Origin of the sequence: Sulfuricaulis sp. (genome assembly GCF_041499725.1) — a bacterium.
Lineage (GTDB): Bacteria > Pseudomonadota > Gammaproteobacteria > Acidiferrobacterales > Sulfurifustaceae > Sulfuricaulis.
The window spans coordinates 1-26,980 of sequence record NZ_JBGQKW010000032.1 but is presented as its reverse complement, the minus strand read 5'-3'; the positions used below and the strand labels follow the sequence as shown (position 1 = coordinate 26,980).

Sequence of the window (26,980 nt, the reverse complement as noted above, 5' to 3'; positions counted from 1 at the left end):
GGAGACCGATCGCGGCGAAACCGTGGAATACCGCATTGTCGGCCCGGATGAATTCGATCTCGAAAAAGGCCTGATCAGCATCGACTCGCCGCTGGCCCGCGCGCTTCTCAAAAAAACCACCGATGATGAGGTAACCCTCGTCCTGCCACGGGGTCGGACTCTCTACACGATCCTGAAGGTGCGCTACTCGCCGTTTGACGGGGTGGACTGAGATACCGATCGAATCGACCCCAGGCACGCGGCGGTGGTCAGGCGACCGCCGAGTTGCCGGGGGCATGGGGGACGGATTTCGGTTCAAACCCCGCCAGCTTCGGGACGTCGAGCGTCTCGAGCTGCGCGGCAAAATCCTCGGCCGGGATCGCCGGGCCGAAAAGATGTCCCTGCATATCGTGGCAGCCGATGGTTTTGAGAAACCGCGCCTGTTCGCGGGTTTCGACCCCTTCCGCGAGGATACCGAGACGCAGGCTCTTCGCCATGACGGCGATCGTGGTGGTGATCGCGGCATCGCCGCGATTATGCACCACGTCGCGAATGAACGAGCTGTCGATCTTGAGAAGATCGATCGGGAATCGCCGCAAATAATTGAGCGAGGAGTAGCCCGTTCCGAAATCGTCAATCGAAAGCGATACGCCGATGTCCTTGAGTTCGCGCATCAGATCGAGCGCCTGCTCGGCATCGTCCACCAGCACGGTTTCAGTGAGTTCCAGTTCGAGAAAACGCGGTGGCAATCCGCTCTCCGCGAGCGCGCGCCGCACGCCGGCAAGCAGCGATCCGGAGCGGAACTGTTTCATGGAAAGATTCACGGATACGTTCAGGGAGGTGTAACCGGCATCGTGCCAGTCCTGGCATTGCTGACAGGCCCGCAGCAACACCCATTCGCCCACGGGGATCACCAGACCGGTGTCCTCCAGCAACGGAATAAAATTGTCCGGCATGATGATGCCGCGGCTCGGATGTTGCCAGCGCAGCAGCGCCTCCGCCCCAACCACTTTACCCGTGGCCGTGTTCACCCGTGGCTGGTAGTAAATAAGGAATTCACCGTTTTGCAGCGCCTTGCGCAATCCCATTTCGTATTCAAGACTCTCCTGGGCGCGGGCATCCATTTCCTGGGTGTAAAAGACATGCCGGTTGCGCCCGGATTCCTTGGCCTCGTGCATCGCGGCATTCGCATCCTTCAGTAGCCGCTGGACATCCTGCGTGGCACCGGGATAGATCGAAATGCCGATACTGGCGGTGACGATGATCTCGCGACTGCCGACTCTTAACGGCTCGGAGAACTTCTGTATCAATCGCATGGCCGCCTGCGCGGCATCCTCGCTCGTGGGCAGGCGTTCGAGAATCACCGTAAACTCGTCGCCACCGATCCGGCAGGCCGTGTCCGAAGCGCGCAGGCAGGCGCGAATGCGTTTCGCGGCCTCGATCAGCACGGCGTCTCCGCCTTCATGCCCCAAGCTGTCGTTGATAACCTTGAAACGATCGATGTCGATGAACATGATTCCCACCGGAGACTGGGTGCGCGCGGCAACCGCCACGGCGTGCTGAAACCTGTCTTTGAAAAGCGCACGATTCGCCAGACCGGTCAGGGGGTCATGATAGGCCATGTAATGGATCTGTTCCGCCTGTGCCTTGCGTTCCTCGTTCTCATGCACATGGATAATCCGGTCGGCACGGCGAACGATCGTGAACAGAAAAAAATACAGGAGCAGCAGCATGCCCGTGATGCCGCCCACGACGGTGTGTTCGGTATCCCTTATGTCCGCTACCAGCGAGGTGACATCGGAGTAGATTTCAAAAACTCCCTCTACCGGCGACCTCGGCGTCTTGCGTACCGGGATATACGATGAAAGGAGATTGCGGTTTTCAATCACCTGCTCGGTGGCGGAAAAATGATCGCGGAAAACGAGTTCACTCTTTACCTCTCCGGCCTTCGCCTGAAGAAAGCCGATGTTGCCGGTTTTCCTCTCGCCGATCTGCCCCGGTTCCGTCGAATAGACCGTGAGGCCATCGAGGTTGTAGATCTTTATTTTGACCACCCGCAACCCACGGATCTTCTCGAGAACCTCGCCCCGCAGGCTCGCTACCTCCGGCTGCGCGGAGAGTTCTGCGGAGGGAATGCTGGCGGCGTGGGCAACAAAATTTGCGTATTTCGGCCAAAGGGTGTTGGCCAGCGCCTGGCTGATGGAAACGTTTGTCTGCGTTTCGTGTTCGACCAGGGAGCGCACGGCGATCGTGCGATAAAACATGCTGAGGGCAATGGCGACCAACGCAATGCCAAAGAAGCTGGCCACCGAATAGACGCGGGTGAGTCGGAACTTCATTGCGTCCGCTCCGGTAATGCCGGCACTGCGTTATATTTCGACTGGGTCATCGGCAATTCTCTGTCGGAGATTTTTTCAGTTACGACAACCTCTACCACGCGTACCCTGACTCTCAGGCGGCATCCGGAAGAAACTCAAACTCCACGAGTTCCAGTCCCGCCACGGAGGTGCGCTGCACCTCCACGCCATACTGGCAGACGATATCCGCGTCGTTGTACTGCAAGGCATCGGCGTCACCGCCATGACGCCTTCCACCGGTCAATATCCGGAGCCGGGGCGTCTTTCGCCGGTTTCCTGCTTGGGTTTCCATGGCCATCTCCTTGAAAGCCTGACAGCCGTAGGAAATGCATAGGTTGTGCCAAATCCCGTCTAAGCTCTGATTTATTATGAAAAAAACCGCAAAACCAGCCACCCCGTGGGTCTGGGTGGGGCGTTAGCACTGCTGAATAAGGGGAAAAATGAGGTATTCGTTATTATCCCAGCGCTCGCTAAGGAAGCCTCGATTAAGCCCGTTCGTGGTGAGCCTGTCGAACCACGAACGGATGGTGGCCCTGTAATGACAATGTTTCCCGTTCACCCTTCGACAAGCCTGTCCTGAGCGCAGTCGAAGGGCTCAGGGCGAACGGGGTGACTTGATCAGAGCTTCCCAAACGCAATTTTTTAACGCAGGGGACAAGGATTCGCGCCACCGGGAGCGGCCCTAAGCGCCGCCCAGATACATGCGCCGCACATCATCGTTGGCCAGCAGTTTCTTGCCGGTGTCGACAAAACGATTGTAGCCAAGCTCCAACGCATAGCCGCGGTCGGAAAGCTCGAGCGCGCGGGCGGCGTTCTGTTCCACCATGAGCAAGGTGCGGCCCTGGCTTTTGAGCGTCAGCAAATGCTCGAAGATCAGATCGACATATTTGGGGGAAAGCCCGAGCGAGGGCTCGTCGAGAATCACCAGCCGCGGGTTCAGCATGAGCGCGCGCCCGATGGCGAGCATCTGTTGCTCGCCGCCCGAGAGCTTGCCGGCCGGCTGGCTGCGCCGTTCATACAGCCGCGGAAACTGCTCGAACACCGAGTCCACGGCTTCACGACGTTTACGGGAATCGTGCTGCAGAAACGCGCCCATTTCCAAATTGTCGGTCACGGTCATCTGGGCAAATACGATGCGACCTTGCGGCACGTAAGTGACGCCCAGCGACGGGATGACGTGCGCCGGCAGATTGGTGATGTCACGCCCGTCAAACTCGACGCTGCCCCGCTGCACTTCCACCAGGCCGATGACCGCCTTGATGACCGTGGACTTGCCGGCGCCGTTGGGTCCGATAATCGACACAATCTCACCCGCGTGCACTTCCAGATTCACGCCAAACAGAACCTGCACCGCCCCGTAGGAAACTTCCAGGTCATGAATGCTCAGCAAGGGCGCTGTCATGCGGCACCGTGTTTCCGGGATTTACCGAAGTAGGCTTCCAGAACCCGCTCATTGTTGCGAATCGAAGCGAAGTCGCCTTGCGCGATGATTTCGCCATCGCTCAACACGTAAACGTCCGAACACAGATCGGCGATCACTTCCATATTGTGCTCGATGACGAGGAACGTCGTGCCCAGACCGTTCAGGTGGCGTACCATCTCCCACAACGTCTGGCGCAGCGTTGGATTGACGCCGGCCGCCGGCTCGTCGAGCAAGATAAGCGCCGGATCGCTCATCAGCACGCGCAGGAACTCCACCAGTTTCTGCTGGCCGTAGGAAAGATTTTTCCCCAGCACCGCGGCATATTCGCGCAGATGCACGCGCTCGAGCAACCCGAGCGCGCGCTCGGCGGCGCTGCGATCGCGACGGTGGCCGGCCACGACGAGATTTTCCAGCACCGTCAGCTCCGGGAAGACGCGCGAAAGCTGGAAGGTGCGCGCCAGCCCGCGGCGGTATATTTCCGACGGCCGCCATCCCAGAATCGACTCACTATCGAAAGAGATCGTACCGGTGGCGCCCCGGTCCATGCCCGAGATGACCTGAAACAGGGTGGTCTTGCCCGAGCCGTTGGGACCGATGAGCCCGGTGATGGTCCCGCGCGCCACGTGCAGGTCCACGCCGCGCAGCGCCTGCACGCCGCCGAATTCGCGCGTGAGCCCCCACGCGCACAGGATATGGTCCGGAGCGCAGACGCGTTCGATCATGGCGACTCCCCGGGGCGGGCATCGGGTCGCTTCTGCTGCCTGACACGCAGGATGGAAATCAGGCCTCCGGGCAGATACAGCACCACGACCAGCAGCAACACACCGAGCGCCGCGAGGTGCGCCGACGGGAACTGCGCCCACAGCAGTTCGCGCAGGATCATCACGGTCCCGGCGCCAAGGATCGGCCCCCAGACCGTACCGCTGCCGCCGAACAGCACCACGACGATCATTTCGATATTGCGCGCATTGTCGAACGCGGAAGCCGGGTTGAGATAACTGGTGTACATGACATAAACCGCGCCGACCGCCCCCGGAATCACCGCCGAAAGCACGAACGCGATTACCTTGTCGCGCGTGGTATTGACGCCCACCATCTCCGCCGCCTCCTCGTCCTCGCGGATGGCGCGCAGTTCCAGGCCAAAGCGGCTGCGATGCACCCAGGCCACGAGCAGGGTCGCCGCCAGCGCCAGTCCGAACATCGTGAAGTATTTGACGTCGAGCGACGGCAGCAGCTCGGGTGAGAGCGTAAGACCGGATCCGCCGTGAGTGACATTCACCCAGAGCGTGGCGACGATACGCCCGACTTCATTCAGGCCGAGCATGGCGATCGCGAAGTACGGACCGCGCAAGCGCAGCGTCAGGAAACCGAGGGGCACGGCGAGCAGCGCGGCGATGCCGGCGCCCTTGATCACCGCGAGCCACCAGGGGAAGCCCCAGGTCAGGAACAGCGCGCCGGCATAAGCGCCGACGCCGAAGAACGCCGCGTGTCCGAAGGACACGTAGCCGGTCATGCCCGAGATCAGGTTCCAGGCCTGCGCCAGCGCGATAACCATGAACACCTGGAGCAGGAATGACTGGTGGTAATCGTTGATCACGAGCGGCGCCAGCAGCACGAACGTCACCAGCACCGCGCCCACCCAGCGGCCGTTCAAACGTCGGAGGCCATTAAACACGCGCCATCCCCTTGAGCCCGGTTGGCCGGATCAGCAACACGGTCACCAGCAGCAGGTAGGCCACCGCCTCGGCCCATTGGGTCGAGGCGAAGCCGCCGACGAAGGCTTCGACCACTCCCAGCAGGATGCCGCCATAGAGCGCGCCGAGGAAGTTACCCATGCCGCCGATGATAATGATGGCGAAGCACTTCTGGATGAAGTCCACGCCCGATCCGGGCCAGAACGAGTAGATCACGGAAAGCATCACGCCCGCGGCCCCGGCCATGCCCGCGGCCATGCCGAAGGTGAGCATGCGGATTTTGCGGACGTCGATGCCGCAGATCGCGGCCACCTGGGCATGCTCCGACACCGCGCGGATCGCCTTGCCGAGACGCGAGCGCTCGAGAAACAGATACACCCCCACGGTCAGCAGCAGCGAGATCGCGCCGGCCGTGGCGCGCGGCTTCGAGATGGAAAATTCGCCGATCAGGAACGAGCCCTGGAGCGCCGGTATCGACTTGAAGTCGGCGCTGAACAACAGCAGCCCGACGTTGATCAGAATGATCGACACCCCATAGGTCGCGAGCAGCGAGCTGAGCATCGGGCGTCCCACGACGCGCTCGATCAGCACGCTCTGGAGATAGTAGCCCGCGATGAAGAGCACCGGCACGATGATCAGCAGGGAAAGCAGCGGATGCAGGCCGAAAACGGTGAAAAGCACGTAGGCGCCGAAAGCGCCCACCAGCATCAGCTCGGCGTGCGCCAGGTTGATGACGCGCATGACCCCGAAGACGAGGTTCAGCCCGCAGGCGAGCAGCGCGTAGAGCATGCCCGCCAGCAGTCCGCCGATCAGCAACTGCAGCAGGATGTCGGGTTCGAGCAGTTCCACGGATGGAATTCGTATCAGTCGCGAGGTTTACGTGCCGCCCGCCAACCCGTGGACATCAATCCTTCAACGCTTGCCCCAATCCTTGAACGGATAGGCTACCTTGGCGGTCGCGGCATCGGCCGGCAAAACAATATGGCGCTCGCCGCCGAGCCATTGCACGGCGTAAGCCGGCTTGCCGATCTGCTTGCCGGTCGCGTCCACCTTGAAGCGGCCGAAGGCGGTGACGGTGTCGAGCGCGAAAAGCGCCGCGCGCACCTTGTCCCGGTCCGTCGTGCCGGCCTTTTTGACCGCCGCCTCGAGCACTTGACCCGTACCATAACCGCCGCCCGCGTGGTAACCGGGTTCATGGCCGTACTTGGCCTTGTATTTCTCGGAAAACTCACTCGCGCCGGGAAGCTTGAGCGTCGGCTCCCACTGGGTATTGCCCATGACACCCTCGGCGTCGAGGCCCAGGTTCTGGCCGAAGTCAGGCAGACCGGGACCCACGGCAAAGGCGAAGATCTTGGCGTATAGACGGTTCTCCTTGGCCTGGCGCATGAAAGCCGTGGAGTCGGGCAGGTAGGAGCCGCCGATCACCATGTCGGGTTTCTTGGACTTGATCTTGATGATCATGGAAGCGAAGTCGGTCGAGGCCTTGCCATACTCCTCCTCGAACACGACCTGCATGCCGAGCTGCTGCGCCTTGGACTTGACGCCGCTGGCCACCCCGCGCGGGAACGCCGTGTTCTCGTAAACCAGCGCGATCTTCTTGAGCCCCTTGGACTTGCCGAGCTCGAGAATCTGGTCCATGTAGAGCTCGGCCAACGTATACAGGCCGAACATATTTTTGTACCCGCGCTCCCAGATCTCGGTCGCCGAAGCGCCTGCGGACACCATGGGGAAGTTGTGCTTCTCGGCGATGGTACTGGCGGCCATGGCGACGTCGGAGGAATACGGCCCGATCAGCAAATCAACCTTGTCATCGGTAATGAGTTTTTCGTAAAGCTTGGCGGCGGTTTCCGGTTTGGACTCATCGTCGTAATGAATGAGCTTCACCTGCTGGCCGAGCAGCCCACCGCGGGCGTTGACCTCTTCGACCCACATCTGGAAACCTTGCAATTGTTCCTGTCCGGTGCGCGCGTACTTGCCGGTAAGCGCCACGGAGGTTCCCACGACGATATCCTTGGCGTGGGTGGCTACCGGGAAAATAATAAAAGCGAGAACCACGGAAAGCAGGGAAGACAGAAAGTGTCGGCGATTCATTATGATCTCCTCCTTAAGTCGCCGCGCGACGCGGCATGGGACATGAGCATCTCTACCATACCACAGAGGCAATACAGACTAAATCACGCAACGCTGCAGCGCCATGAAGTGAAAAGGAGGCTTTAATCCAGCCGGGTAAGGGTCTGGTTAAGATGTCAGGCAGGACGGCAAACGGCCACCCGAATTTTCTGATGTAGATCATGGCAATTCCAGCGGGACAACGGTAAAAAACAGTCATTGATCGAGGCTGTAAATAAGAAAGCTTGGATCGGAGAACACGCCGTTACCAAGACAACGAGTGATGGGTCCTGTGGTTGCGCCGCGGTCGTTTGGCACATTCACTGTGCCTGCTGTTATGATGATTGAAATATTGTAGATTTGTTTGCTGAGGAGAAGTGCGACGATGAGTTCATCAAAAATCAGCATCATGGTGGTTTCCGGTTCGCTCGAAAGACTTCAGATGGCGGCGATGGTGGCCTCGATCGGGGCCGTCAGCGGAGACGAAGTCACCGTGTTCCTGTCGATGAACGCGCTGTCGTACTTTATTAAAGGTAAGTCGGCGAAGGCACCGGCGGAAGGCGAATTCGGGCGCACGATGGAGGGCAAGAACGTGCCTCCCTTCAAGGAGCTCTTTCAAAAGTCCACCGAGTATGGTGATGCCAAGATTTATCCTTGTTCAATGGCCATGGACGTGCTCAGTGCCAAGAGCGAGGACCTGGAGCCGTATCTCGCGGAGCCGATCGGGCTGACCAAGTTCTTGACCAACGCGGAAGGCGGACAGATATTGACGTTCTGATTCGGAGTACTTATGGCAGAAAAGAAAGTGGTTGATGCGCGCGGTACCTTTTGCCCGGGTCCACTCATGGAACTTATTGCCAACATGAAACTCATAAATGTTGGCGACGAACTGGAGGTGCTCTCAACCGACAAAGGGTCCGCGAGCGATATCCCCGAGTGGGTTAACAAAGTTGGGCATCAAATGGTTTCATCGCGCGAAGAGAATGGCGTGTGGCACGTCGTGGTGCGCAAGGCAAAGTGATTCAAGAATCCCGATTCAGGAAAGGAGGAGGAATATGCGAATATTAATCGTTGGCGGTGGGATGGGCGGCACGATTCTGGCCAACAATCTGGCGCGGCGTCTGAAGAACGAGCTCAAGACGAACAAGGCGCGGCTCACGTTACTGTCGGCATCGGAAAAACACATGTACCAGCCAGGGCTGCTCTACGTGGCGCTCGGCCGCATGTCACCAGACGAGCTGTATCGCGACCAAGCGAGCCTGCTCGAGCCCGAGATTGAATTCCATGTCGATCCGGTCGAGGAGTTCCTGCTCGCCAAGAACCAGGTCAAGACCAAGAGCGGCAAGACGTACGACTACGATCTGATTGCGATTGCCACCGGTTCGCGGCCCGTGACCGAGGAAATACCCGGACTCGCCGAGAACTCGATCAATGTCTACACGGAAGAGGCGGCGCTGAAGTTCTTCAAGACGATCAGCCAATTCCAGGGCGGGCGCGTGGTGATCGCGGTCGGCGTGCCGCACAAATGCCCGATGGTTCCGCCCGAGGTAACGTTCTGTCTGTATGACTACTTCAAGGATCGCGGCATGCTCGACAAGGTGCAGTTCCACTACACCTATCCGATCGGGCGGCTGCACAGCCTCGAGCCCGTGAGCAAGTGGATGCAGGGCGAGTTCAATCAGCGCGGCATCACCACGGAGACGCTGTTCAACATGAAGGAGGTCGACGGCGCCAAGAAGGTGGTGCGCAGCGAAGAGGGTTCCGAAACCAAGTACGACCTGCTGGTGGCGGTGCCCGCGCACAAGGGCATGGCGGTCGTCGAAAAGAACAATCTGGGCAAGGGCGGTTGGATCCCGGTCGATCGTTACCGCCTCACCATCGATGGCTACAAGAACGCCTTCGCGCTCGGCGACACCACGAATATCCCGATCAGCAAGGCCGGCTCCACCGCGCACTTCGAGGCAGAAGTGCTCGCGGAGAACATCGCTTCCCTGGTCAAGATCGGCTCGCCGGTACGGGACTACGACGGCAAGGTCTTCTGCTTCATCGAAGCAGGCAAAGACCGGGCCACCTATGCCATGTTCAACTACAACAACCCGCCGGATCCCAAGCCGCCGACCAAGTCAGTTCACTGGTTCAAGATGGCGTATAACCAGCTCTACTGGGCAAGCGCGCGCGGGTTGCTCTAAGGAGGCAAGCGATGACTCAGGAAAAACAGGGCGGAACCGGCGCCGCGGAGTCCTCAATCAACACCGAGCTCGGGCGCCTGGTCGCCAGCGCCCAGGACGCGATGACCGATGATATGGTCACGCGTCTGAGTTCAACCGTCAGTGACGGACTTGAACTGCTCGATCGCGTCAACCGCAGCGGGGTGAGCGATGCATTGCCGACGATCGCGGCCATGGTCAAGAACGGCGATTTGGAGCGCGTGGCGGATATAGCCCGGCTAATCGGCTCGGCAGAGGACTCGATGTCGGACGACATTGTGAAACGCCTCTCCGAGACGGCGGTGGGCGGACTCGACCTCCTCGACCGCGTCAACCGCAGCGGCATCCTCCGGGCGCTGCCGGCGATCACACAGCTTGTGGAGAACGGGGACCTCGACCGGCTCATCAGTCTCGCGCGCTTGGTGGCGGCGATAGAAGATTCGATGTCCGACGACGTTGTGAGTCGACTGGCGCTCGTTGCCACCGAATTGGCATCGCTCGTCGACAAGCTCGCGCGCACCGAGGGGTTCTTGCGGCTGATCGACATTCTCGGACGCGAACACGTGCAATGCGCTCTGGACGACATGGCTGAAGCAACGTGCGCCGCCAAGGCCGAGGCCGCCCAATTGCCCCCATCCAAAGGTGGGTTGGTCGGTTTGTGGCAAATGGGCAAGGACCCGGACACGCAGGATGCACTCCGCTTCATGGCCCTGGTGAGCAAGCATCTGCGAAAGTTGCCAAAATCGTGATCGAAAAATATTTCATCCGTAAAATGATGTAACGCCCTTCAGAACCATTTTCAAAAAAATACATTTACGGTTGCTGAGTAGCTATCGGCTGGATAAAGTAGCTTAATTTCCTCTTATCTCCTTCCATGAAGGTCGGCGCGGTATAAACCGCGCCATTTTTTTGCCTGTCGGGAACAGGTCCGTTAAAGTAGACACCCGCCATGCCTAAGCGACCCACTTGAATCCAACGACACCCGGAAACCACCGAAGCAAACTGCCCCGCACCGTCGTCATCATCGGCCTGGTCAGTCTGCTCAACGATTTCGCCAGCGAAATGGTGGTGCCGCTCATTCCGCTGCTGCTCGCCACGATGCTGGCCGCCGGCCCGGTGGCGCTCGGACTGATCGAAGGCGTGGCCGATACCGTTTCCAATCTGCTCAAGCTCTGGGCCGGACGGCATTCCGATCTCTACAGTCGCCGGCGCAAACCCTATGTCGTGTTCGGCTATTTGCTGTCGAACATCGCGCGTCCGCTGATCGGCATCTCCGGCAGCTGGCTCACCGTGCTCACGGTCCGCGTCACCGACCGTATCGGCAAGGGCATACGCACCGCGCCGCGCGATGCATTGGTCTCGGATGCGATTCACGACGGCATTGCGGGTCGTGCCTACGGCTTCACACGCGCGCTCGATCACGCGGGCGCGGTGCTCGGAGCACTGGCGGCCGCGGCCATCGTGTACTGGGGCACGCCGCGGCTCGACGTCGTGATCGCGCTGTCCGCCATTCCCGGGCTACTGGCCGTGAGTCTCGTCGTCTTCGGCATCAAGGAGTCGGTGCGCCCGGACGGCGTCAACGCCGAGCGCGCGCCGCTGAGCTGGTCGCGCTTGAGCCCGGTCACGCGGCGATATCTCGCGGTGTTGGCGTTTTTCACGCTCGGAAAAATTCCCGAAACCTTCCTGCTGCTGCGCGGCCACGAACTGGGCATGCCGGTGGTCGAGCTGCTGCTGCTGTGGGCGGCGATGCACGTGGTGAAGGCCACCGTGTCCGGACAGGCCGGCCAGCAGACCGACCGCATCGGGCGCCGGCCGCTGATCCTGACCGGCTGGATGGTCTATGGCACCACTTTACTGGCGCTGGCCTTCGTGACCCAACCGCTGATGCTTTGGGCCTGGAGCCTGGCGCTCGGTTTCTACTTCGGGCTGACCGAGGGCGCGGAGCGCGCGCTGGTGCGCGACCTCGCCGTGCCCGCCGAGCGCGGCACCGCGTTCGGCTGGTTTCACATGCTCGTGGGAACCGCGGCGATTCCGGCCGGTCTGCTGCTGGGAGGGCTCTGGTCCGTCTACGGCGTCAAAACCGCGTTTCTGGTTTCCAGCGGGCTGGCTTTTCTGGCCACAGCCGGATTCTGGCACTGGGTGCAAATCAAACCGCCAAATAGCAGCCCCAGGAATTGAACCTTGGGAACCTCTGATCAAGTCTCCCGTTCGTGGTGAGATCTTCGACCCGTTCGTGCTGAGCTTGTCGAAGCACGAATGGGCTCAGGACAGGCCTGTCGAACCACGAACGGATGGCGACCCTGTAATTTCAGTGTTTGCCGTTCACCCTTCGACAAGCTCAGGGCGAACGGAATGACTTAATCAGAGCTTACCTTAGATGTATTATTGATAAACCACACGAAGGAACTTATGTCGCTACGCTCTTGCTTCATTATTATTACTCTGCCGCTTGTCCTGCTGACCAGCATCCCTGCCGCGCTGGCGGAATCCCCCGCGGAAATCGCCGCGATCACCAACGCCGCGGAGCGCGGCAACCAGGGGGCGCAGCTTCTGCTCGGACTCATCTACCGCGAAGGTCGCGGCGTACCGCACGATGCACACAAGGCTTTTTATTGGATCGACAAATCGGCTCATGAGCGTCAGCCCTACTCCCAGTTTGTGCTTGGTCAGATGTATGCCACGGGAGAAGGCACTGCGCGCGATACGAAGCAGGCGCTCGACTGGTGGCAAAAATCAGCGGCGCAGAACCAGGCCCAGGCTCAGCTGGCGCTGGGCGAGGCATATCTTTACGGAAAAGAAACCAAACAGGATTACCGCGAGGCGGAGCGCTGGCTCGCCAAGGCCGCCGATCAGGGCGTGGCGCAGGCGCAGTATCTGCTGGGGAAAATGTACCAACAGGGCCATGGCGTGCCGCAGGACCTGGAGCGCGGCAAACATTGGCTCACCCGCGCCGCCGCCCAGGGTCATTCCGACGCGATCATGCTGTTGCACTTTTTCACCGACGTCGGCGAAGACACCATGGGCGGCTATGAATCATCGCGCGAGCAACTCAAAAAACGCGCGGATCAGGGTGACGTGGAAGCGCAGTACCAGCTTGCCATCCGCTACGAGACCGGGGCCTGGGGCGTGCGCCAGCATTCCGACCAGGCGCTCTACTGGTTCAACAAGTCGGCGGAGAAAGGTTACAAACCGGCGATGCACAGCCTGGCGGATATCTACGAGAATGGATTGCTGGGCGTGAAACCGGATCCGAAGCTCGCCGCCACGTGGCGCGAGCGCGCGAAATAACGACCGGCAGCCTATCATGCTGAAACAGGAATTTACATCACTCTGGCAGTCACCCGTGACTCCGAGGATATACTGACGATAACTCCCATACAAAACTGTTGGGCATCGATAAAACGCCATTGGATCGGTTATGGAAATTAATCTCTCAACGGACATCAATAATATTTCATGGGAGGATCTGGCTCGTGTTTTCGAGTTAGCTCCACTGGGCAAGAGGCGTGATCCCGAAAAATTAGAAATGGCGTTTCGAAACAGCTTACTGAAGGTCTTTGCCTTCCACGGTACAAAACTTGTTGGTGCCGGTCGGGCGCTTTCTGATGGTGTGTGGCGTGCAGCAATTTATGATGTGGCAGTCTTGCCTGAGTACCAAGGCAGAGGTATCGGAAGCACAATTATTCGTCACCTTATCGAGTCCGCAAAAGTCGATGTCATTATGCTCTATGCGGTGCCGGGTAAGGAGGCTTTTTACGAGAAATTCGGATTTCGAAAAATGACCACTGCTATGGCAATCACGCCAAGTGAAGAGGAAGCCAGAGAACGAGGGCTAATCGAGTAATGCCCAACAACGCCATCAACGCGGACTGTAAAAAGCGACGCGCCTTCGTCGCACCGCTTTTTACTGCCGGTTATGGCGAGCGTTGAACGTCGGGATAATGCGACGGCCGCTCCTGGCCGATGCCGGTCCCCGTTACCATTCCCCGGCTGCCTTCAACAGCGGATCCCGGATATCCTTTTTTATTTCTGAGGCAGGCTCTAGTCCTGCTGCGGCAAGTGATCCAGGTGCCTGAGAACCATCAGCACCCCGATCGTGGAAAGAAGCATCCCGACCAGACCGAACAGCCACAGCAGCAGCGGCACGGAAAAATAATAAGTGCGCATGCCGATGCCGTAATAAGCCGACGCGCGGTTGAGATGCAGCGCCACCTTGGCCGGCGTAACACCGTGGCTCCCGCTGCCCATGGGCACATTGATCAGAAATCCGACGTGGTTGTAGCCGCGCACCGCGAGCGAGAAGCTGAAAAACGCCACGAAGAAGTCCACCAGGATCAGCATCAGCTTGAAGATCCACATGCCGGGCTCGTGCGAACCGGACAGGTTCAGGATATGCAGCGTCGGTCCGATCTTGTCGGCGCTCGCCAGCATGTTCATGATGCCGAGGATCAGAATGACCGCCGTGGAGGCCATGAGGGTCGCGGCCATGGTAGCGTTGCGCAAGGTCTGCACCGCCATGATATCGCGGTCTTCGGTCATGACGCGCTCGACCCAGGCGTTGCGTGCCAGCGCATTCAAGCCCTGCACCGTGCGCGTGGGGCTTAAACGGCTGCGCCGCACTAACCTGAACTGATAAGTCCCAAGGATAACCACGCACAGCAGAAAGACCGTGAGGTCGGCGATATAATTCCAGTAGGCGGAAATGAACGAGGCCAGCGAATCCATGGTTGTCGGATGATCTAAGCGGGCGGCATCATAACAAAACCGCCGCCTTTGTGCAGCTTGCGCCTCTGCCAACACGCTTGCGCAATTCCCATTTGCCGGGAATTCCCCTATGCTTGCCGCCCCAAAAGGATTGCCACCATGACTCTCGCCCCATTGCGTCTTAACAAAAACGAAGAACGTCGTCTGCGCGCGGGCCACGTCTGGGTCTTCAGCAACGAAGTGGATACCAAGCTCACTCCGCTCACGCAGTTCGAACCCGGCCAGCCGGTGCTGATCGAAGACGCGGCGGGTCACGTGCTCGGCTCGGGCTATGTGAACCCGCATGCGCTCATCTGCGCGCGTCTGGTGTCGCGCGATCCGAAATACACGCTCGACCAGTCGCTGCTTACTCACCGGCTCAATATCGCGCTGTCGCTGCGCGAACGCTTGTTCGATACTCCTTACTACCGGCTCGCCTTCGGCGACAGCGATGGCCTGCCGGGGCTGGTGGTGGACCGTTACGGCGACATACTCGTGGCCCAGATCACCACCGCCGGCATGGAAAAGCTCAAGGCCGAGATCGTCGCGGCGCTGCAAAAAACCATTCACCCGGGCGCCATCCTGTTTCGCAACGACAGCTCCGGCCGTGAACTGGAAGGCCTGACGAGCTACGTCGAAACCGCGCTGGGCGAGGTTCCGGAATCCATCCCGCTCGAGGAAAACGGCGTAAAATTCGCCGTGCCGCTGCACACCGGCCAGAAAACCGGATGGTTCTACGACCAGCGGCCGAACCGCGCGCGCTTCCGTCACTACGTCAAAGGGCTGCGCGTGCTGGATGTATTCAGCTACCTCGGTGCCTGGGGCGTGCAGGCGGCGGTGGCCGGCGCCGAGACGGTGCTGTGCGTGGACAGTTCGCCCAAGGCCGTCGAAGGCATAGGCCACAACGCCGAATTGAACGGCGTGAGCGCGAAAGTCACGGTAGAACGCGAAGATGCCTTCGATATCCTGCGGCGGTTGCGCGCGGCGCGTGAGCGTTTTGACGTCGTGGTGCTCGACCCGCCCGCCTTCATCAAACGCAAGAAAGACATCAAGGAAGGAACCCAGGCCTACCAGCGGCTCAACCAGATGGCGATGCAGGTGCTGTCCAAGGACGGCATCCTGGTCTCCTGTTCCTGCTCGTATCACCTGCACCGCGATGTCCTGCGCGACATCCTGCTCAAGGGCAGCCGGCATATCGATCGTTTTCTCGAAATCATCGAGGAAGGCCATCAGGGGCCGGATCACCCCATGCACCCGGCGATTCCGGAAACCGGGTACCTCAAAGCGTTCTTCGCGCGCCTGCTGCCGACTTAAACTGCTTTGGTTTATGCTGTGTGCAACTTTCGCACCCGATTTCGACCAAACAGGAAACCGGGCAGGAAATGGCCGGCAGATTTATTCCAAATAATATTCAGCAAGGAGAATGGTATGTCTATCGTCTCGTCATTAACCCGCATCGCAACCGTCGTTTTATTTTTGATGTTAGGCAGCGAGTTATTTCTTCTTGGAGACGCAGTCTTCAGTGAGCGGGCCGGTCACGGTCACTAAGTAGATCACTTCCTCGTCGTTCTTTTTGAAATTGCTCACCCCGGCGGGGATGCTCCAGACACTGCCCGGCCCCATCTTCTTGAGCTTGGCGTCGTCCCATTTGTCGCCGATGCCCACATACACGTTTCCTTTCAGCACTGTGAAGGTCGTGTCATGAAGCGTGGGATGCTCCGGCACCCGGCTGCCGGCCGCCCACTTGGTCAGGGTCACGCTGGGACAGTTCGGTTTTTTTGGGTCGCCTACCAATCTTACCCTCTGCACGGTCAGACCATAGGGCTCCCATCGCATTTCCTCCGAGGTAAGCATGAACGTGGACTGCTCGCCGGCAAATGCGGACGCACCAAGCAGCGTGGCTACTCCAAGCAAAACGGCGATTACGGCGCAACGGGAGGACTTTTGCATGGTTTTTTCTCCTTAACAAGGCCCCTGTTGGGATAACATAGCCGTGTGGGATAACAAGGCATTGTCATATTTCGCTTGTGTTAAATGCCTATTCTCCACCCGTTTTTCGCCAGTTCCAAGTGTGGCTCGCGAATGTCCGCATTTGGCTGTGAGTTCAACTGGTCAACAATACAGACATGCTCTCGATAGTTTGGCCAGCATGGCTTTCGATAAAAGTCGCGCCTTCCGATGCCTCCATATAGCAAGATCTCAGGCTGTCCGCTTGGGTTACCAAGAACAGTCCTTGCAAATATTTGCTCGGGGTTCGTGTAATCCGTCCAGTTTCCACCGAACGCATGACCGGGCTGAATTACGGCAACGGCTTTTGGCGCGGCGGAGTTTGCGACATAGAGCGCCTGAAATGCAGCAACCCCGTCAGCACAGAGATATAGCAGGCTAAACCGCACATGAATTCGTCGTGACTGTAGCCATAGTCCACATAGATGAAACTCAGAATGTTGCCTGCAAGATGCCTGACTGGGTCGCCATCAAAACCGGACGATGGGTAATAGAGTGAGTCTTGAAGCACCTGGTCCATCGGGAATGGCTCATGCATGATCGCGGGTAGCGACAGATCGGTCAGCCATTCGGCGTCGCACTGATCGCTTGCGGCACCACCATGAGAAAACAGAAACTGACCGAAAAAGACCTGGACGAGCATATTAAAGTCGTTCCCGCCGGCGTGATCGAGATCATGAACAAGCAAAGAGAAGGGTGGGCCTATATCAAGCCGTAAACTCTGCTCAAGAGTAGCGACAACAAAGGGCGCCATGGGGCGCCCTTTTTTTATTGGCGAGTCCTGCGCCTGATCCGTCTAGAACGGGAAGCTGGCGTAGAATGTGGCCATGAAAATTCACCACCTCACGGTTGAAGAGGCGTTGAAAAGCCTCCACACAACTGCGCGGGGACTCGCAAGCGGTGAAGCCGCGCGGCGGCTCGCTGAGTTCGGTCCCAACCGGGTGGAGCGCGTGCGCGGGGAAAGACGGATCGCGCGCTTTCTCAAGGGGTTCACGCATTTCCTCGCGCTCATTCTCTGGATCGCCGCCGCGCTCGCTTTCTTCGCCGAATTCCAGGACCCCGGTCACGGCATGGCGATACTGGGCGTGGCGATACTCGGCGTGATCCTGATCAACGGGCTGTTTTCCTTCTGGCAGGAACACCGCGCGGAACAGGCGCTGGAGGCGCTCACGCGCCTGCTACCGCATCAGGTCAAGGTAATGCGCGGCGGTTCGCTCGCCACGCTACCCGCCGTCGAGCTTGTCCCCGGCGATATCGTGCTGCTTGAAGGCGGCGATGACGTTCCCGCCGACTGTCGCGTGATCGAGGCCTACGCCGTGCGGGTGAACAACGCCACCATCACCGGGGAATCGGTTCCGCTGCCACGCGACGCGTTGCCTTCCGAAACCGAAGATATCCTGCACAGCCGCAATATTCTTCTGGCCGGCACTTCGCTCGTCTCTGGCGAAGCGAAGGTGGCGGTCTTCGCCACCGGCATGCGCACCGAGTTCGGTAAAATTGCGCACCTCACCCAGACGGCGGGCGTGTCGTTGTCGCCGTTGCAGCAAGAGATCATCCGGCTCTCGCGCGTGATCGCGGCCATCGCCGCGGCGCTCGGCGTGCTGTTCTATTTCATCGGCTACAGTCTGGGGCTTTCGTTCTGGGCCAGCCTGATTTTCGCCATTGGCATCATCGTCGCCAACGTTCCCGAGGGCCTGCTGCCGACGGTAACCCTGGCGCTCGCTATGGCCAGCCAGCGCATGGCGCGGCGCAACGTGCTGATCCGCCATCTGCCTTCGGTGGAAACGCTGGGATGCACCACGGTCATCTGCACCGACAAGACCGGCACGCTCACCCAGAACCGTATGGAGGTGAAGCGTATTTTCCTGGGGAACGAATTCCACGATCCGGGCGATTCGACATCGCTGGCGACAACTCATTCGCGCTTCTTCGAGGCGGCACTCCATTGCCACAATCTGAACACCGGACCCGGCGGCACGGAGGTGCTTCTCGGCGATCCGATGGAAGTGGCGCTGGTGCGCCTGGCACGCAACGCGCTGCCCGGTGCCGCCGTGTTCCCGCGCACGGATGAAATCCCTTTCGATTCGGAACGAAGGCGCCTGTCCACGCGCCACCGTTCGCCCGCGGGCGATGTGTTTTACACCAAGGGCGCGCTCGAATCCGTGTTGCCGTTGTGCGACCGCGCGCAACTCGGTGCCGAGGTCGAGCCGCTTCAACCCGAAACCGCACGAATATTTCAAAGCGCCCAGGAAACCATGGCGGAACAGGGCCTGCGGGTACTGGCACTGGCCTACCGGTCTCTGCCGCCGGATGTGTCTCAGGAGCACCTTGAAGAGCAACTGATTCTGGTCGGGCTTGTGGGCTTCCGTGACCCGCCGCGCCCGGAAGTGCCGGTCGCCATCCGCCAATGTCACGAGGCCGGCATCAAAGTCATCATGGTCACCGGCGATCATCCACAAACGGCGGTTGCCATCGCACGCGAGATCGGACTCGTGCTTGCATCCCACGCCGCGGTAATCACTGGCGAGCAACTGCGGCGGCTGTCGGAAGCCGAATTGCAGCTGGCGCTGGATGCGCCGGAGATTATCTTCGCGCGCGTGGGCGCCGATCAGAAGCTGCGCATTGTGCGGGCGCTAAAGCAGAAAGGCGAAACCGTGGCCGCCACCGGCGATGGCGTCAACGACGCGCCGGCCCTCAAGCACGCGGATATCGGCATTGCCATGGGCGTGAGCGGTACCGACGTGGCGCGCGAATCCGCCCATATGGTGCTCATGGATGACAACTTCGCCAGCATCGTGGCGGCCATCGAAGAAGGCCGCGCGGTGTACGACAACATGCGCAAGTTCCTGACCTACATCCTCACCCACAACGTGGCGGAGCTGGTGCCCTACCTCGCCTTCGCGCTGTTCCGGATCCCCCTGCCACTTACCGTGATTCAAATACTTGCGGTCGACCTCGGCACTGACGTGCTTCCGGCGCTTGCCCTTGGCGCCGAATTGCCGGAGCCGGAAGTCATGCAACGCCCGCCGCGCTCTCCCAAGGAACGTCTCCTGAGCTGGCCCTTGCTCGCGCGCGCTTACCTGTGGCTCGGCCTGCTGGAAGCGGCCGCGGCGATGGCGGCGTTTTTCTTCGTGCTGCGTGCCGCGGGATGGAATTACGGCGAGACACTCGCCGACAATAACCCGGTTTATCTCCAGGCGACCACCGCCTGCCTCTCCGCCATCATCGTGATGCAGGTCGTAAACATATTTCTTTGTCGCAGCGAGCGCAGTTCGACATTTACCCGAGGGCTTTTTCTCAATCGAATGATCCTGCTGGGCATCGCGGTCGAGATCGCGCTTATTCTTCTCATCGACTATACGCCCTGGGGAAACAGGCTGTTCGGCACCGCGCCCATCGCACTGGACGTTTGGCTCTATGTCGTACCGTTCGCGTTTGCCATGCTGCTGTTCGAAGAATTGCGCAAGACGCTGGTACGGCGCCTGTAAGGAGGCCACCGTGCATACGGCGCAGTACGCTACGCTATTGCGCCCTACGAGGGCTACGGGGGCTGCCAACCTAATGTTTGAATTCACCGGACCAGCGCAGCTTTTCGCGCAGGTCCGGTGAAATAATAGCTTGGGCTTCGGGTACTCAAAGGCTGCGACCATCAAAGTGCCCCACCTTCAGAAGTGACAAGTCGACACCATCCAGACAGCGAGCGTTGATGGCAACCATGTCGTTACCAGAAGGCGCTATGCCTTCACCAAAGGGCGCGCACCCGCACTTGGGGCAGAAGCGATGTTTAATTCGATGCTTGTTGAACGTGTAGGTGGAAAAGTCGTGTTCGGACGTGAGTAAACGAAAATTCTCTCGAGGAACAAACCAATGAAGCGAACCACGCTTGCTACAAATTGAACAATTGCACTCCATGACTTTTTCAAGATTGCCCTCGGCTTCGAATGCAATCTGCCCGCAGTGGCAGCTACCTTTGTAAATCATTGGTTCCTCCTTGGTGGCCTTTAACGATATACCACCGATGCGGTTCGTGAAACCCCGCAGAAACAAGATCCCGTGCCTAGAACGATGTACCGCAAGAATCGGGTTGTCATCGGCGGCCAGCCTGCTTATCCTGCGCCCATGGACAAGATTGACGGTCATTCACGGCGCTCCACGGATTACGAGCGCATCGAGCGCGCGATCCGTTACCTGGAAGAGAACTATCGGCAGCAGCCGAACCTGATGGCACTGGCGCGCGAGGCGGGTCTGAGCGAATTTCATTTTCAGCGGCTGTTCCGGCGCTGGGCCGGCATCAGTCCCAAGCGCTTTGTGCAATATCTCACCGCCGGGCATGCCGTCCGGATGCTGCGCGAGTCGCGCACGAATCTCGAAGCGGCCTACGACTCAGGGCTTTCCGGCGGCGGGCGCCTGCACGATCTGCTGGTAAATTTTCACGCGGTGACGCCCGGCGAACTCAAGCGCGCCGGCGCGGGACTGACGATTCAATATGGTTTTCACCCGAGCTCGTTCGGAGAGTGTTTGATCGGCGCGACCTCACGAGGCGTTTGTCATCTAAGTTTCTTGTCGAAGGAGGATCGCCGCGCTGCGCTCGCGGAGTTGGCAGCCGAATGGTCGCGTGCGCGCCTCGAGGAAGCACCGCGCGTGACCGCCCCGCTCGCCCGCCGGTTGTTCGCGCGCGTCAATGGCGATTCACCCGGCATCGATCTGCATGTGCGCGGGACAAATTTCCAGATCAAGGTATGGGAGGCGCTGTTGCATATTCCACCGGGAGGGGTGGTGTCTTATGAAGATTTGGCGCGGCATATCCATGCGCCGCGCGCGGTGCGGGCCGTGGCCAATGCCGTGGCGCACAACCCGGTGGCGTGGCTGATTCCCTGCCATCGCGTGATCCGCAAAAGCGGGGCGTTGGGCGGTTATCGTTGGGGAGAAACTCGAAAGAAAGCCCTGCTCGCGTGGGAGGCGGCACAGGCCGGGGACGTCAAATCTTCGGCAGCGTCACGCCCTGCTGACCCTGATACTTCCCGCCGCGATCCTTATACGAAGTCTCGCAGACCTCGTCACCCTCGATGAAAATCACCTGCGCCACGCCTTCGTTGGCGTAGATTTTGGCGGGGAGCGGTGTGGTGTTGGAGAACTCCAACGTCACATGCCCTTCCCATTCCGGCTCCAGCGGCGTCACGTTGACGATAATGCCGCAACGGGCATAGGTCGACTTGCCCAAGCAAATGGTCAGTACATTCCTGGGAATGCGGAAGAATTCGACGGTGCGCGCAAGTGCAAAAGAATTCGGCGGGATGATGCACACGTCGCCCTTGAAGTCGACGAAGCTGCTCGGGTCGAACTTCTTGGGATCGACGATGGTGGAATTGATGTTGGTGAAGATCTTGAACTCGTCCGAACAGCGGACGTCGTAACCGTAGCTCGAGGTGCCGTAGGAAACGATGGGGCCATTATTCGCGCGCTTGACCTGGTTCGGCTCGAACGGCTCGATCATGCCGTGGCTCGCCGCCATGCGGCGGATCCATTTGTCTGATTTTATTCCCATAAGAAGTTAAACCGCCAAGGTCGCCAAGAATTGTACCAGAAAAAACAGGTCCTCTTGGCGTTCTTGGCGGTTCGAGATTATTTATATCAAGTATTCTGAATGACAATGCTCGGGAACTTGGCCGAAAAGTCCTTCTTGCGCAGCGACAACTTGGCAGCCACGCGCCGGGCGATGTCGCGGTAAATCTGCGAGATGCGGCACTCGGGGTCGGCCACCACGGTGGGCTTGCCGGAATCGGTTTCCACGCGGATACGAATGTCGAGCGGGAGCGCGCCGAGAAAATCGACGTCATTTTGCTCGGACATCCGCTCGCCGCCGCCTTGGCCGAAAATGTGTTCCTCGTGCCCGCACTTGCTGCAGATGTGCGTGCTCATGTTCTCGATCACGCCGATCACGGGGATGTCCACCTTTTCGAACATCTTGAGGCCCTTGCGCGCATCCAGCAGCGCGATGTCCTGCGGCGTCGTAACGATAACGGCGCCGGTGACCGGAACCTTCTGCGCCAGCGTGAGTTGCACGTCGCCGGTGCCCGGCGGCAGATCCACGATCAGGTAATCAAGGTCTTTCCAGTTGGTGTCGCGCAGCAGTTGCTCCAGCGCCTGCGTTACCATCGGACCGCGCCAGATCATCGGCGTTTCTTCGTCAACGAGATAACCGATGGACATGGACTGCAGGTGATAACTCATGATGGGCTCGAGCGACTTGCCGTCTTTAGATTCGGGCTTCATCTTCGCGCCGAGCATGGTCGGCTGGCTCGGGCCGTAAATGTCCGCATCGAGAATACCGACGGTGGCGCCTTCCGCGGACAACGCGAGCGCCAGGTTCACGGCCACGGTGGATTTGCCCACGCCGCCCTTGCCGGAGGCTATGGCGATGATGTTTTTCACGCCTTCAATGGGCTTTACGCCCTTCTGCACGCCATGTGCGGCAATGCTGAATGAAACATTAACCGTGGCATCCTTGACGCCGGCAATGGCGGACACCTTCTCCTTCAGCTTGGAGGCAAGAGTCGCCACATACCCCTTGGCCGGATAACCGAGAACGACATCCACGGTCACCTTGCCGCCGTCAACGGTGATTTTTTTCACCGCCTTGGCCGCGACCATGTCCTGCTCGAGGTAGGGATCGATCACCTCTTTGAGCGCTGTTTCAACTTGCTGCTGGGAAACGTCCGCCATGAAGCTCACTCCAGTATTCGGTCTGTCAAGGGGCGCACATGCTACACCGCGGACCGAAAAAAGTCATGGCCGGGGGCGGCGCAAAGGCGCGAATTCCCTTATGATATCGGGGTCAAACCCGAGAGAAGCTTCCGCCGTGTTATCGTGGCGGCGATTTTATGCCCGAGAAGAAACGCAAAATCCTCGTCACCAGCGCCCTGCCCTACGCCAACGGCCCGTTGCACCTCGGGCATCTCGTGGAATACATCCAGACCGACATCTGGGTGCGCTTCCAGAAAATGCGCGGACACGAATGCTGGTACGTCTGCGCCGACGACACCCACGGCACGCCGGTGATGCTGCGCGCCCAGCAGGAAGGCATCAGCCCGGAAAGCCTCATCGCCCGCATGAGCGCGGAGCATCAACGCGACTTCGCCGACTTCGGCATCGGTTTCGACAACTACTATTCCACGCACTCGGACGAGAACCGCGAGCTGGTGACGGAAATATACCGGCGGCTGTCCAAGGCCGGGCACATCACCAAGCGCACGATCAAGCAGGCCTACGATCCGGTCAAGAACATGTTCCTGCCCGACCGCTTCATCAAGGGCACCTGTCCGCGCTGCAACACGCCGGATCAGTACGGCGATTCCTGCGAGAACTGCGGCGCGACCTATTCACCGACGGAATTGAAAAACCCAGTGTCGGCCCTTTCCGGCGTGCCACCGGTGGAAAAGGACTCGGAACATTACTTTTTCAAACTCGGTGATTTCAAGGACTTCCTGCGGACGTGGTTGTTTCCTCGTGAACACAAAAACGATCAAGACATTCACGTACAAGCCGAGGTTGCCAATAAACTCGACGAGTGGTTCGACGCAGGACTAAAGGACTGGGATATATCGCGCGATGCGCCCTACTTCGGTTTCGAGATTCCGGACGCGCCGGGCAAATACTTCTATGTGTGGCTCGACGCGCCGGTCGGTTACATGGCCAGCTTCAAAAACCTGTGCGCGAAGCAAGGCCTCAAGTTCGACGACTTCTGGGGTAAGGACAGCCAAGCCGAGCTTTATCATTTCATCGGCAAGGACATCCTTTATTTCCATACGCTGTTCTGGCCGGCAATACTGGAAGGTGCGGGCTTCCGCAAGCCGACGTCCGTGTTCGCGCACGGCTTCCTCACCGTCAACGGCACCAAGATGTCCAAATCGCGCGGCACCTTCATCACCGCGCGCTCGTACCTCAACCACCTTCATCCGCGCTACCTGCGTTATTACTTCGCGGCCAAGCTTAACGGCCGGGTGGAGGACATCGATCTCAATTTCGACGACTTCACGGCGCGCATCAACAGCAACCTGATCGGCAAGTACGTCAATATCGCCTCGCGCGCCGCCGGTTTCGTCACCGAGCGCCTCGGCGGGAAATTAAGCAAAGAGCCCGTCAACAAGGAATTGCTGCGTGAAACCCAGAAGGCGGCGGAAACTATCGCGGAACACTACGAAAACCGCGATTACGCCGAGGCCGTGCGTCTGATCATGGGGCTCGCGGACAAAGCCAATGCCTTCGTGGACGACCGCAAGCCATGGCTCATGGCCAAGGACCCGGCGCAGCAAGAGCATCTGCAGCAGGTCTGCACGACCAGCCTCAACCTGTTCCGTCTGCTGACGATTTACCTCAAACCGATCCTCCCGAAAATCGCGGAGGATGTCGCCACATTCCTTAATATCCCGCCGCTCACTTGGGCGGATGCCAAAACGCTGCTTACCGATCACACCATCAACCCGTACCAGCATCTGGCCACGCGCGTGGACCCGAAGAGCATTCCCGCGCTGCTCGATGAATCCCAGAAGGACATGAAGACCATGGCTGAAAAAACTTCCGAAACCATCACCCAGACCAGCGACCTCGCGCGGCATCCGATCCTGCCCGAAATCAGTTACGACGACTTCGCCAAGGTAGATTTGCGCATCGCCCGCATCGTGAAGGCCAGCCACGTGGAAGGCGCGGACAAGTTGCTGGAATTGACCGTCGACCTCGATGGCGTCACGCGCACCGTGTTCGCCGGCATCAAGGAAGCCTATAAACCGGAAGACCTCGAAGGGCGGCTCACGGTCGTCGTGGCCAACCTCGCGCCGCGCAAGATGAAGTTCGGATTGTCCGAGGGCATGGTGCTCGCCGCGGGTCCCGGCAAGAAGGATTTGTGGATTCTCTCGCCGGATGCAGGCGCGCAACCGGGCATGCGCGTGAAGTAACGTCCATACGTACACAAAATCCCTGGAAAACAGGCTTATCCGATGCATGGATAACCGGAAATTCCCCACTATACTTAAAAGTAGCAGTGAGGGAAGGGACAGCAGGGAAAGCGGGATGCAAAATTTGCATCCCGCTTTTATTTTGGCAAACAGAAATCCAGCAAGAGATTCATAAGGAGGTGCAGGCAAGCTAATGCCATGAGGTGCAGTAAATGCGTAACAGGAAAGTTATTCCGTCACTTATCTTCACCGTTGCCATCAGCGGTGGATTTTCAATCCACGACGTCCAGGCCTCCTCGGTTTCGCCATCCGAATTGTTCGTTAACGACCCGGCCCAAGTCTTAATGGTTGACGGCAAAGACCGCCATTCCAATGTTTCGATTCGGGTCCGGCTCGACACGCCGAACCGTTCGGCGTTTGATTTCGGTTTCATCCGTAACGACGGTTTTCTCCCCATTACCGGTAAATCACGCAAACCGGGCGATTACACGTTCGCGGGCGGTTCCATCGTCGATTTTGCGCTGCGCAACAAGGGCAGTGACGGTTTGTTCGGCACTGACGATGACCTGATCTATCGTCTCTCCGACAGCGCCGGATATGCTTCGCAGCATTATTTTGCAGCCATCGATCCCGCCAGGTCGCGCCATCCGGTGGTGACGGAATCCTACTACCAGAACTTGACCCTGAATTGGGACCTGAATCTCGACGGTCTCGTGGACGCGCATGCGCTGCTTAAAATCAGGGGTAGCAAATACGACGGCATAATGCCGGCTCCCGTGGCGGTATCGCTTCCCGGTGCCTCCTGGCTACTGGGTTCCGGTTTGGCGGTGTTGGGAGTCACGGCGCGGCGCCGGAAACGGCCCGCGTAAAACAGGAGTTTTTAGTAGTCAGCGATTTCATTTTGCGGGGGGTGCCCATCATCCCCGGGTCAGTACAGCCCGGGGATGAATTTTTTCACCGCCCGCGCGTAGTCCACATACTCACTGTACTTCTGCCGCAACCATCTCTCTTCGTACGCTGCCTTGCGATCGAAGTAGAACCCAAGACCCAGCACATACAAAACACCGATCTCACACAACCACCACAAGGCCCAGCCCAGGCTCACCAACATCACTGCCGTATACATCGGGTGACGCATAAACCGGTAGGCGCCTTGCCGCTGCAGCGTGGCGTCGGCGAGCGGCTTGGGGAAAGGCGTGAGGGCCTTGCCCAGGCTCGCAAACCCCCACACGGCCAGCAGCGCGCCCAGCAGGGTGACCGCCACGCCTCCCATTGGCACCAAACCGGCAGGGGTAAGATGTCCGCGGCCATGTAACACCGGAATCATGAACGCGAGCAGCATCATCGGTACCTGGGCCAATACCCATATTCCGCCACGGGACACGAATGAATTATTCTGCGGCATGCGGCTGAAGCTCCGGTTTACCAGCGCACGGTAACGCTTGTTGCCTGAGGCGTAAAGCGCGGCCATACTCTCCGGCCATGTCCACACAGGCCCGACAAGGCATTG

General features: G+C 59.3%; 28 protein-coding genes. 14 read left to right on the top strand and 14 right to left on the bottom strand.

Annotated elements, in window-relative coordinates:
* Window positions 1-211, top strand: a 211-nt coding sequence (locus ACC569_RS07375) for a GreA/GreB family elongation factor (protein WP_372522865.1), incomplete at its 5' end; no start/stop codon positions are given.
* Window positions 212-248: 37 nt separating this feature from the next.
* Here ACC569_RS07375 and ACC569_RS07370 read toward each other — a convergent pair.
* The 8 genes from ACC569_RS07370 to ACC569_RS07335 all read right to left on the bottom strand — a co-directional run bounded on the left by ACC569_RS07370 (window position 249) and on the right by ACC569_RS07335 (window position 7,973).
* Window positions 249-2,318, bottom strand: a complete 2,070-nt coding sequence (locus ACC569_RS07370) for a putative bifunctional diguanylate cyclase/phosphodiesterase (RefSeq protein ID WP_372522864.1) — start codon at window positions 2,316-2,318, stop codon at window positions 249-251.
* 112 nt (window positions 2,319-2,430) lie between these two features.
* Window positions 2,431-2,628, bottom strand: coding sequence for a hypothetical protein (locus ACC569_RS07365; RefSeq protein ID WP_372522863.1), 198 nt, complete (start codon window positions 2,626-2,628; stop codon window positions 2,431-2,433).
* 390 nt (window positions 2,629-3,018) lie between these two features.
* Window positions 3,019-3,738 (bottom strand): ABC transporter ATP-binding protein, encoded by a 720-nt coding sequence (locus ACC569_RS07360; protein WP_372522862.1) that lies wholly within the window; start codon window positions 3,736-3,738, stop codon window positions 3,019-3,021.
* Complete coding sequence (locus ACC569_RS07355; protein ID WP_372522861.1) at window positions 3,735-4,481, bottom strand: ABC transporter ATP-binding protein; 747 nt, start codon at window positions 4,479-4,481, stop codon at window positions 3,735-3,737. Before ACC569_RS07355 ends, ACC569_RS07360 begins: the two co-directional genes overlap by 4 nt.
* Window positions 4,478-5,434, bottom strand: a complete 957-nt coding sequence (locus tag ACC569_RS07350; RefSeq protein WP_372522860.1) for a branched-chain amino acid ABC transporter permease — start codon at window positions 5,432-5,434, stop codon at window positions 4,478-4,480. Before ACC569_RS07350 ends, ACC569_RS07355 begins: the two co-directional genes overlap by 4 nt.
* Window positions 5,427-6,302 (bottom strand): branched-chain amino acid ABC transporter permease, encoded by an 876-nt coding sequence (locus tag ACC569_RS07345; protein ID WP_372522859.1) that lies wholly within the window; start codon window positions 6,300-6,302, stop codon window positions 5,427-5,429. Before ACC569_RS07345 ends, ACC569_RS07350 begins: the two co-directional genes overlap by 8 nt.
* Window positions 6,303-6,365: 63 nt before the next feature.
* Window positions 6,366-7,544 carry an amino acid ABC transporter substrate-binding protein gene (locus tag ACC569_RS07340; protein ID WP_372522858.1) on the bottom strand — a complete coding sequence of 393 codons (1,179 nt, stop codon included), beginning with the start codon at window positions 7,542-7,544 and terminating at the stop codon, window positions 6,366-6,368.
* Between the two features lie 234 nt (window positions 7,545-7,778).
* Window positions 7,779-7,973, bottom strand: coding sequence for a hypothetical protein (locus ACC569_RS07335; protein WP_372522857.1), 195 nt, complete (start codon window positions 7,971-7,973; stop codon window positions 7,779-7,781).
* On the opposite strand from ACC569_RS07335, the gene ACC569_RS07330 reads away from it, so the two are divergent.
* The 7 genes from ACC569_RS07330 (at window position 7,948) to ACC569_RS07300 (ending at window position 13,613) form a co-directional block, all read left to right on the top strand.
* Complete coding sequence (locus tag ACC569_RS07330; RefSeq protein WP_372522856.1) at window positions 7,948-8,340, top strand: DsrE/DsrF/DrsH-like family protein; 393 nt, start codon at window positions 7,948-7,950, stop codon at window positions 8,338-8,340. The two genes, ACC569_RS07335 and ACC569_RS07330, sit on opposite strands and share 26 nt — an antisense overlap.
* A gap of 12 nt (window positions 8,341-8,352) precedes the next feature.
* Window positions 8,353-8,583, top strand: a complete 231-nt coding sequence (locus ACC569_RS07325; protein ID WP_372522855.1) for a sulfurtransferase TusA family protein — start codon at window positions 8,353-8,355, stop codon at window positions 8,581-8,583.
* Between the two features lie 34 nt (window positions 8,584-8,617).
* Window positions 8,618-9,751 (top strand): NAD(P)/FAD-dependent oxidoreductase, encoded by a 1,134-nt coding sequence (locus ACC569_RS07320; RefSeq protein ID WP_372522854.1) that lies wholly within the window; start codon window positions 8,618-8,620, stop codon window positions 9,749-9,751.
* 11 nt (window positions 9,752-9,762) lie between these two features.
* Window positions 9,763-10,518, top strand: coding sequence for a hypothetical protein (locus tag ACC569_RS07315; RefSeq protein WP_372522853.1), 756 nt, complete (start codon window positions 9,763-9,765; stop codon window positions 10,516-10,518).
* Between the two features lie 217 nt (window positions 10,519-10,735).
* Window positions 10,736-11,947, top strand: a complete 1,212-nt coding sequence (locus tag ACC569_RS07310) for an MFS transporter (RefSeq protein WP_372522852.1) — start codon at window positions 10,736-10,738, stop codon at window positions 11,945-11,947.
* A 231-nt stretch (window positions 11,948-12,178) separates the two neighbouring features.
* Complete coding sequence (locus ACC569_RS07305; protein WP_372522851.1) at window positions 12,179-13,057, top strand: tetratricopeptide repeat protein; 879 nt, start codon at window positions 12,179-12,181, stop codon at window positions 13,055-13,057.
* Between the two features lie 130 nt (window positions 13,058-13,187).
* A complete protein-coding gene (locus ACC569_RS07300; RefSeq protein ID WP_372522850.1) occupies window positions 13,188-13,613 on the top strand; it encodes a GNAT family N-acetyltransferase in 426 nt (141 codons plus the stop codon).
* Window positions 13,614-13,810: 197 nt separating this feature from the next.
* Here the strand turns inward: ACC569_RS07300 and ACC569_RS07295 are convergent, their stop codons facing one another.
* Complete coding sequence (locus tag ACC569_RS07295) at window positions 13,811-14,494, bottom strand: DUF599 domain-containing protein (RefSeq protein ID WP_372522849.1); 684 nt, start codon at window positions 14,492-14,494, stop codon at window positions 13,811-13,813.
* A gap of 138 nt (window positions 14,495-14,632) precedes the next feature.
* On the opposite strand from ACC569_RS07295, the gene ACC569_RS07290 reads away from it, so the two are divergent.
* The gene (locus tag ACC569_RS07290) at window positions 14,633-15,826 is read left to right on the top strand and encodes a class I SAM-dependent rRNA methyltransferase (RefSeq protein ID WP_372522848.1); all 1,194 of its coding nucleotides are present in this window, start codon (window positions 14,633-14,635) and stop codon (window positions 15,824-15,826) included.
* Window positions 15,827-16,006: 180 nt separating this feature from the next.
* Here the strand turns inward: ACC569_RS07290 and ACC569_RS07285 are convergent, their stop codons facing one another.
* Window positions 16,007-16,462, bottom strand: coding sequence for a cupin domain-containing protein (locus tag ACC569_RS07285; RefSeq protein WP_372522847.1), 456 nt, complete (start codon window positions 16,460-16,462; stop codon window positions 16,007-16,009).
* Between the two features lie 658 nt (window positions 16,463-17,120).
* On the opposite strand from ACC569_RS07285, the gene ACC569_RS07280 reads away from it, so the two are divergent.
* Complete coding sequence (locus tag ACC569_RS07280; RefSeq protein ID WP_372522845.1) at window positions 17,121-17,237, top strand: hypothetical protein; 117 nt, start codon at window positions 17,121-17,123, stop codon at window positions 17,235-17,237.
* A gap of 109 nt (window positions 17,238-17,346) precedes the next feature.
* Window positions 17,347-20,007 (top strand): cation-translocating P-type ATPase, encoded by a 2,661-nt coding sequence (locus ACC569_RS07275; RefSeq protein WP_372522844.1) that lies wholly within the window; start codon window positions 17,347-17,349, stop codon window positions 20,005-20,007.
* A 145-nt stretch (window positions 20,008-20,152) separates the two neighbouring features.
* On the opposite strand, the gene ACC569_RS07270 is transcribed toward ACC569_RS07275, so the two are convergent.
* Window positions 20,153-20,500 (bottom strand): GFA family protein, encoded by a 348-nt coding sequence (locus tag ACC569_RS07270; RefSeq protein WP_372522843.1) that lies wholly within the window; start codon window positions 20,498-20,500, stop codon window positions 20,153-20,155.
* A 72-nt stretch (window positions 20,501-20,572) separates the two neighbouring features.
* Between ACC569_RS07270 and ACC569_RS07265 the strand changes: the two genes are divergently transcribed.
* On the top strand, window positions 20,573-21,589 hold the full coding sequence (locus ACC569_RS07265) for a methylated-DNA--[protein]-cysteine S-methyltransferase (RefSeq protein ID WP_372522842.1): 1,017 nt from the start codon (window positions 20,573-20,575) through the stop codon (window positions 21,587-21,589).
* Here the strand turns inward: ACC569_RS07265 and dcd are convergent.
* Entirely contained in the window at window positions 21,498-22,064 is a 567-nt protein-coding gene (dcd, locus tag ACC569_RS07260; RefSeq protein WP_372522841.1) for a dCTP deaminase, read from the bottom strand. The two genes, ACC569_RS07265 and dcd, sit on opposite strands and share 92 nt — an antisense overlap.
* A gap of 86 nt (window positions 22,065-22,150) precedes the next feature.
* A complete protein-coding gene (gene apbC, locus ACC569_RS07255; RefSeq protein WP_372522840.1) occupies window positions 22,151-23,242 on the bottom strand; it encodes an iron-sulfur cluster carrier protein ApbC in 1,092 nt (363 codons plus the stop codon).
* 158 nt (window positions 23,243-23,400) lie between these two features.
* Here apbC and metG point away from each other — a divergent pair, with 158 nt between their 5' ends.
* Window positions 23,401-25,470 (top strand): methionine--tRNA ligase, encoded by a 2,070-nt coding sequence (gene metG, locus ACC569_RS07250; protein ID WP_372522839.1) that lies wholly within the window; start codon window positions 23,401-23,403, stop codon window positions 25,468-25,470.
* A 212-nt stretch (window positions 25,471-25,682) separates the two neighbouring features.
* On the top strand, window positions 25,683-26,339 hold the full coding sequence (locus ACC569_RS07245) for a VPLPA-CTERM sorting domain-containing protein (RefSeq protein ID WP_372522838.1): 657 nt from the start codon (window positions 25,683-25,685) through the stop codon (window positions 26,337-26,339).
* A 59-nt stretch (window positions 26,340-26,398) separates the two neighbouring features.
* On the opposite strand, the gene ACC569_RS07240 is transcribed toward ACC569_RS07245, so the two are convergent.
* The coding region (locus ACC569_RS07240) for an isoprenylcysteine carboxylmethyltransferase family protein (RefSeq protein WP_372522837.1) at window positions 26,399-26,980 on the bottom strand (582 nt) is incomplete at its 5' end.

Coding starts and splice junctions, on each gene's coding strand:
- ACC569_RS07370 (WP_372522864.1), bottom strand. CDS start 2,318: ATGAAGTTCCGACTCACCCGCGTCTATTCGGTGGCCAGCTTCTTTGGC.
- ACC569_RS07365 (WP_372522863.1), bottom strand. CDS start 2,628: ATGGAAACCCAAGCAGGAAACCGGCGAAAGACGCCCCGGCTCCGGATA.
- ACC569_RS07360 (WP_372522862.1), bottom strand. CDS start 3,738: ATGACAGCGCCCTTGCTGAGCATTCATGACCTGGAAGTTTCCTACGGG.
- ACC569_RS07355 (WP_372522861.1), bottom strand. CDS start 4,481: ATGATCGAACGCGTCTGCGCTCCGGACCATATCCTGTGCGCGTGGGGG.
- ACC569_RS07340 (WP_372522858.1), bottom strand. CDS start 7,544: ATGAATCGCCGACACTTTCTGTCTTCCCTGCTTTCCGTGGTTCTCGCT.
- ACC569_RS07330 (WP_372522856.1), top strand. CDS start 7,948: ATGAGTTCATCAAAAATCAGCATCATGGTGGTTTCCGGTTCGCTCGAA.
- ACC569_RS07335 (WP_372522857.1), bottom strand. CDS start 7,973: ATGATGCTGATTTTTGATGAACTCATCGTCGCACTTCTCCTCAGCAAA.
- ACC569_RS07325 (WP_372522855.1), top strand. CDS start 8,353: ATGGCAGAAAAGAAAGTGGTTGATGCGCGCGGTACCTTTTGCCCGGGT.
- ACC569_RS07320 (WP_372522854.1), top strand. CDS start 8,618: ATGCGAATATTAATCGTTGGCGGTGGGATGGGCGGCACGATTCTGGCC.
- ACC569_RS07315 (WP_372522853.1), top strand. CDS start 9,763: ATGACTCAGGAAAAACAGGGCGGAACCGGCGCCGCGGAGTCCTCAATC.
- ACC569_RS07305 (WP_372522851.1), top strand. CDS start 12,179: ATGTCGCTACGCTCTTGCTTCATTATTATTACTCTGCCGCTTGTCCTG.
- ACC569_RS07300 (WP_372522850.1), top strand. CDS start 13,188: ATGGAAATTAATCTCTCAACGGACATCAATAATATTTCATGGGAGGAT.
- ACC569_RS07295 (WP_372522849.1), bottom strand. CDS start 14,494: ATGGATTCGCTGGCCTCGTTCATTTCCGCCTACTGGAATTATATCGCC.
- ACC569_RS07290 (WP_372522848.1), top strand. CDS start 14,633: ATGACTCTCGCCCCATTGCGTCTTAACAAAAACGAAGAACGTCGTCTG.
- ACC569_RS07285 (WP_372522847.1), bottom strand. CDS start 16,462: ATGCAAAAGTCCTCCCGTTGCGCCGTAATCGCCGTTTTGCTTGGAGTA.
- ACC569_RS07280 (WP_372522845.1), top strand. CDS start 17,121: ATGAGAAAACAGAAACTGACCGAAAAAGACCTGGACGAGCATATTAAA.
- ACC569_RS07275 (WP_372522844.1), top strand. CDS start 17,347: ATGAAAATTCACCACCTCACGGTTGAAGAGGCGTTGAAAAGCCTCCAC.
- ACC569_RS07270 (WP_372522843.1), bottom strand. CDS start 20,500: ATGATTTACAAAGGTAGCTGCCACTGCGGGCAGATTGCATTCGAAGCC.
- dcd (WP_372522841.1), bottom strand. CDS start 22,064: ATGGGAATAAAATCAGACAAATGGATCCGCCGCATGGCGGCGAGCCAC.
- apbC (WP_372522840.1), bottom strand. CDS start 23,242: ATGGCGGACGTTTCCCAGCAGCAAGTTGAAACAGCGCTCAAAGAGGTG.
- metG (WP_372522839.1), top strand. CDS start 23,401: ATGCCCGAGAAGAAACGCAAAATCCTCGTCACCAGCGCCCTGCCCTAC.
- ACC569_RS07245 (WP_372522838.1), top strand. CDS start 25,683: ATGCGTAACAGGAAAGTTATTCCGTCACTTATCTTCACCGTTGCCATC.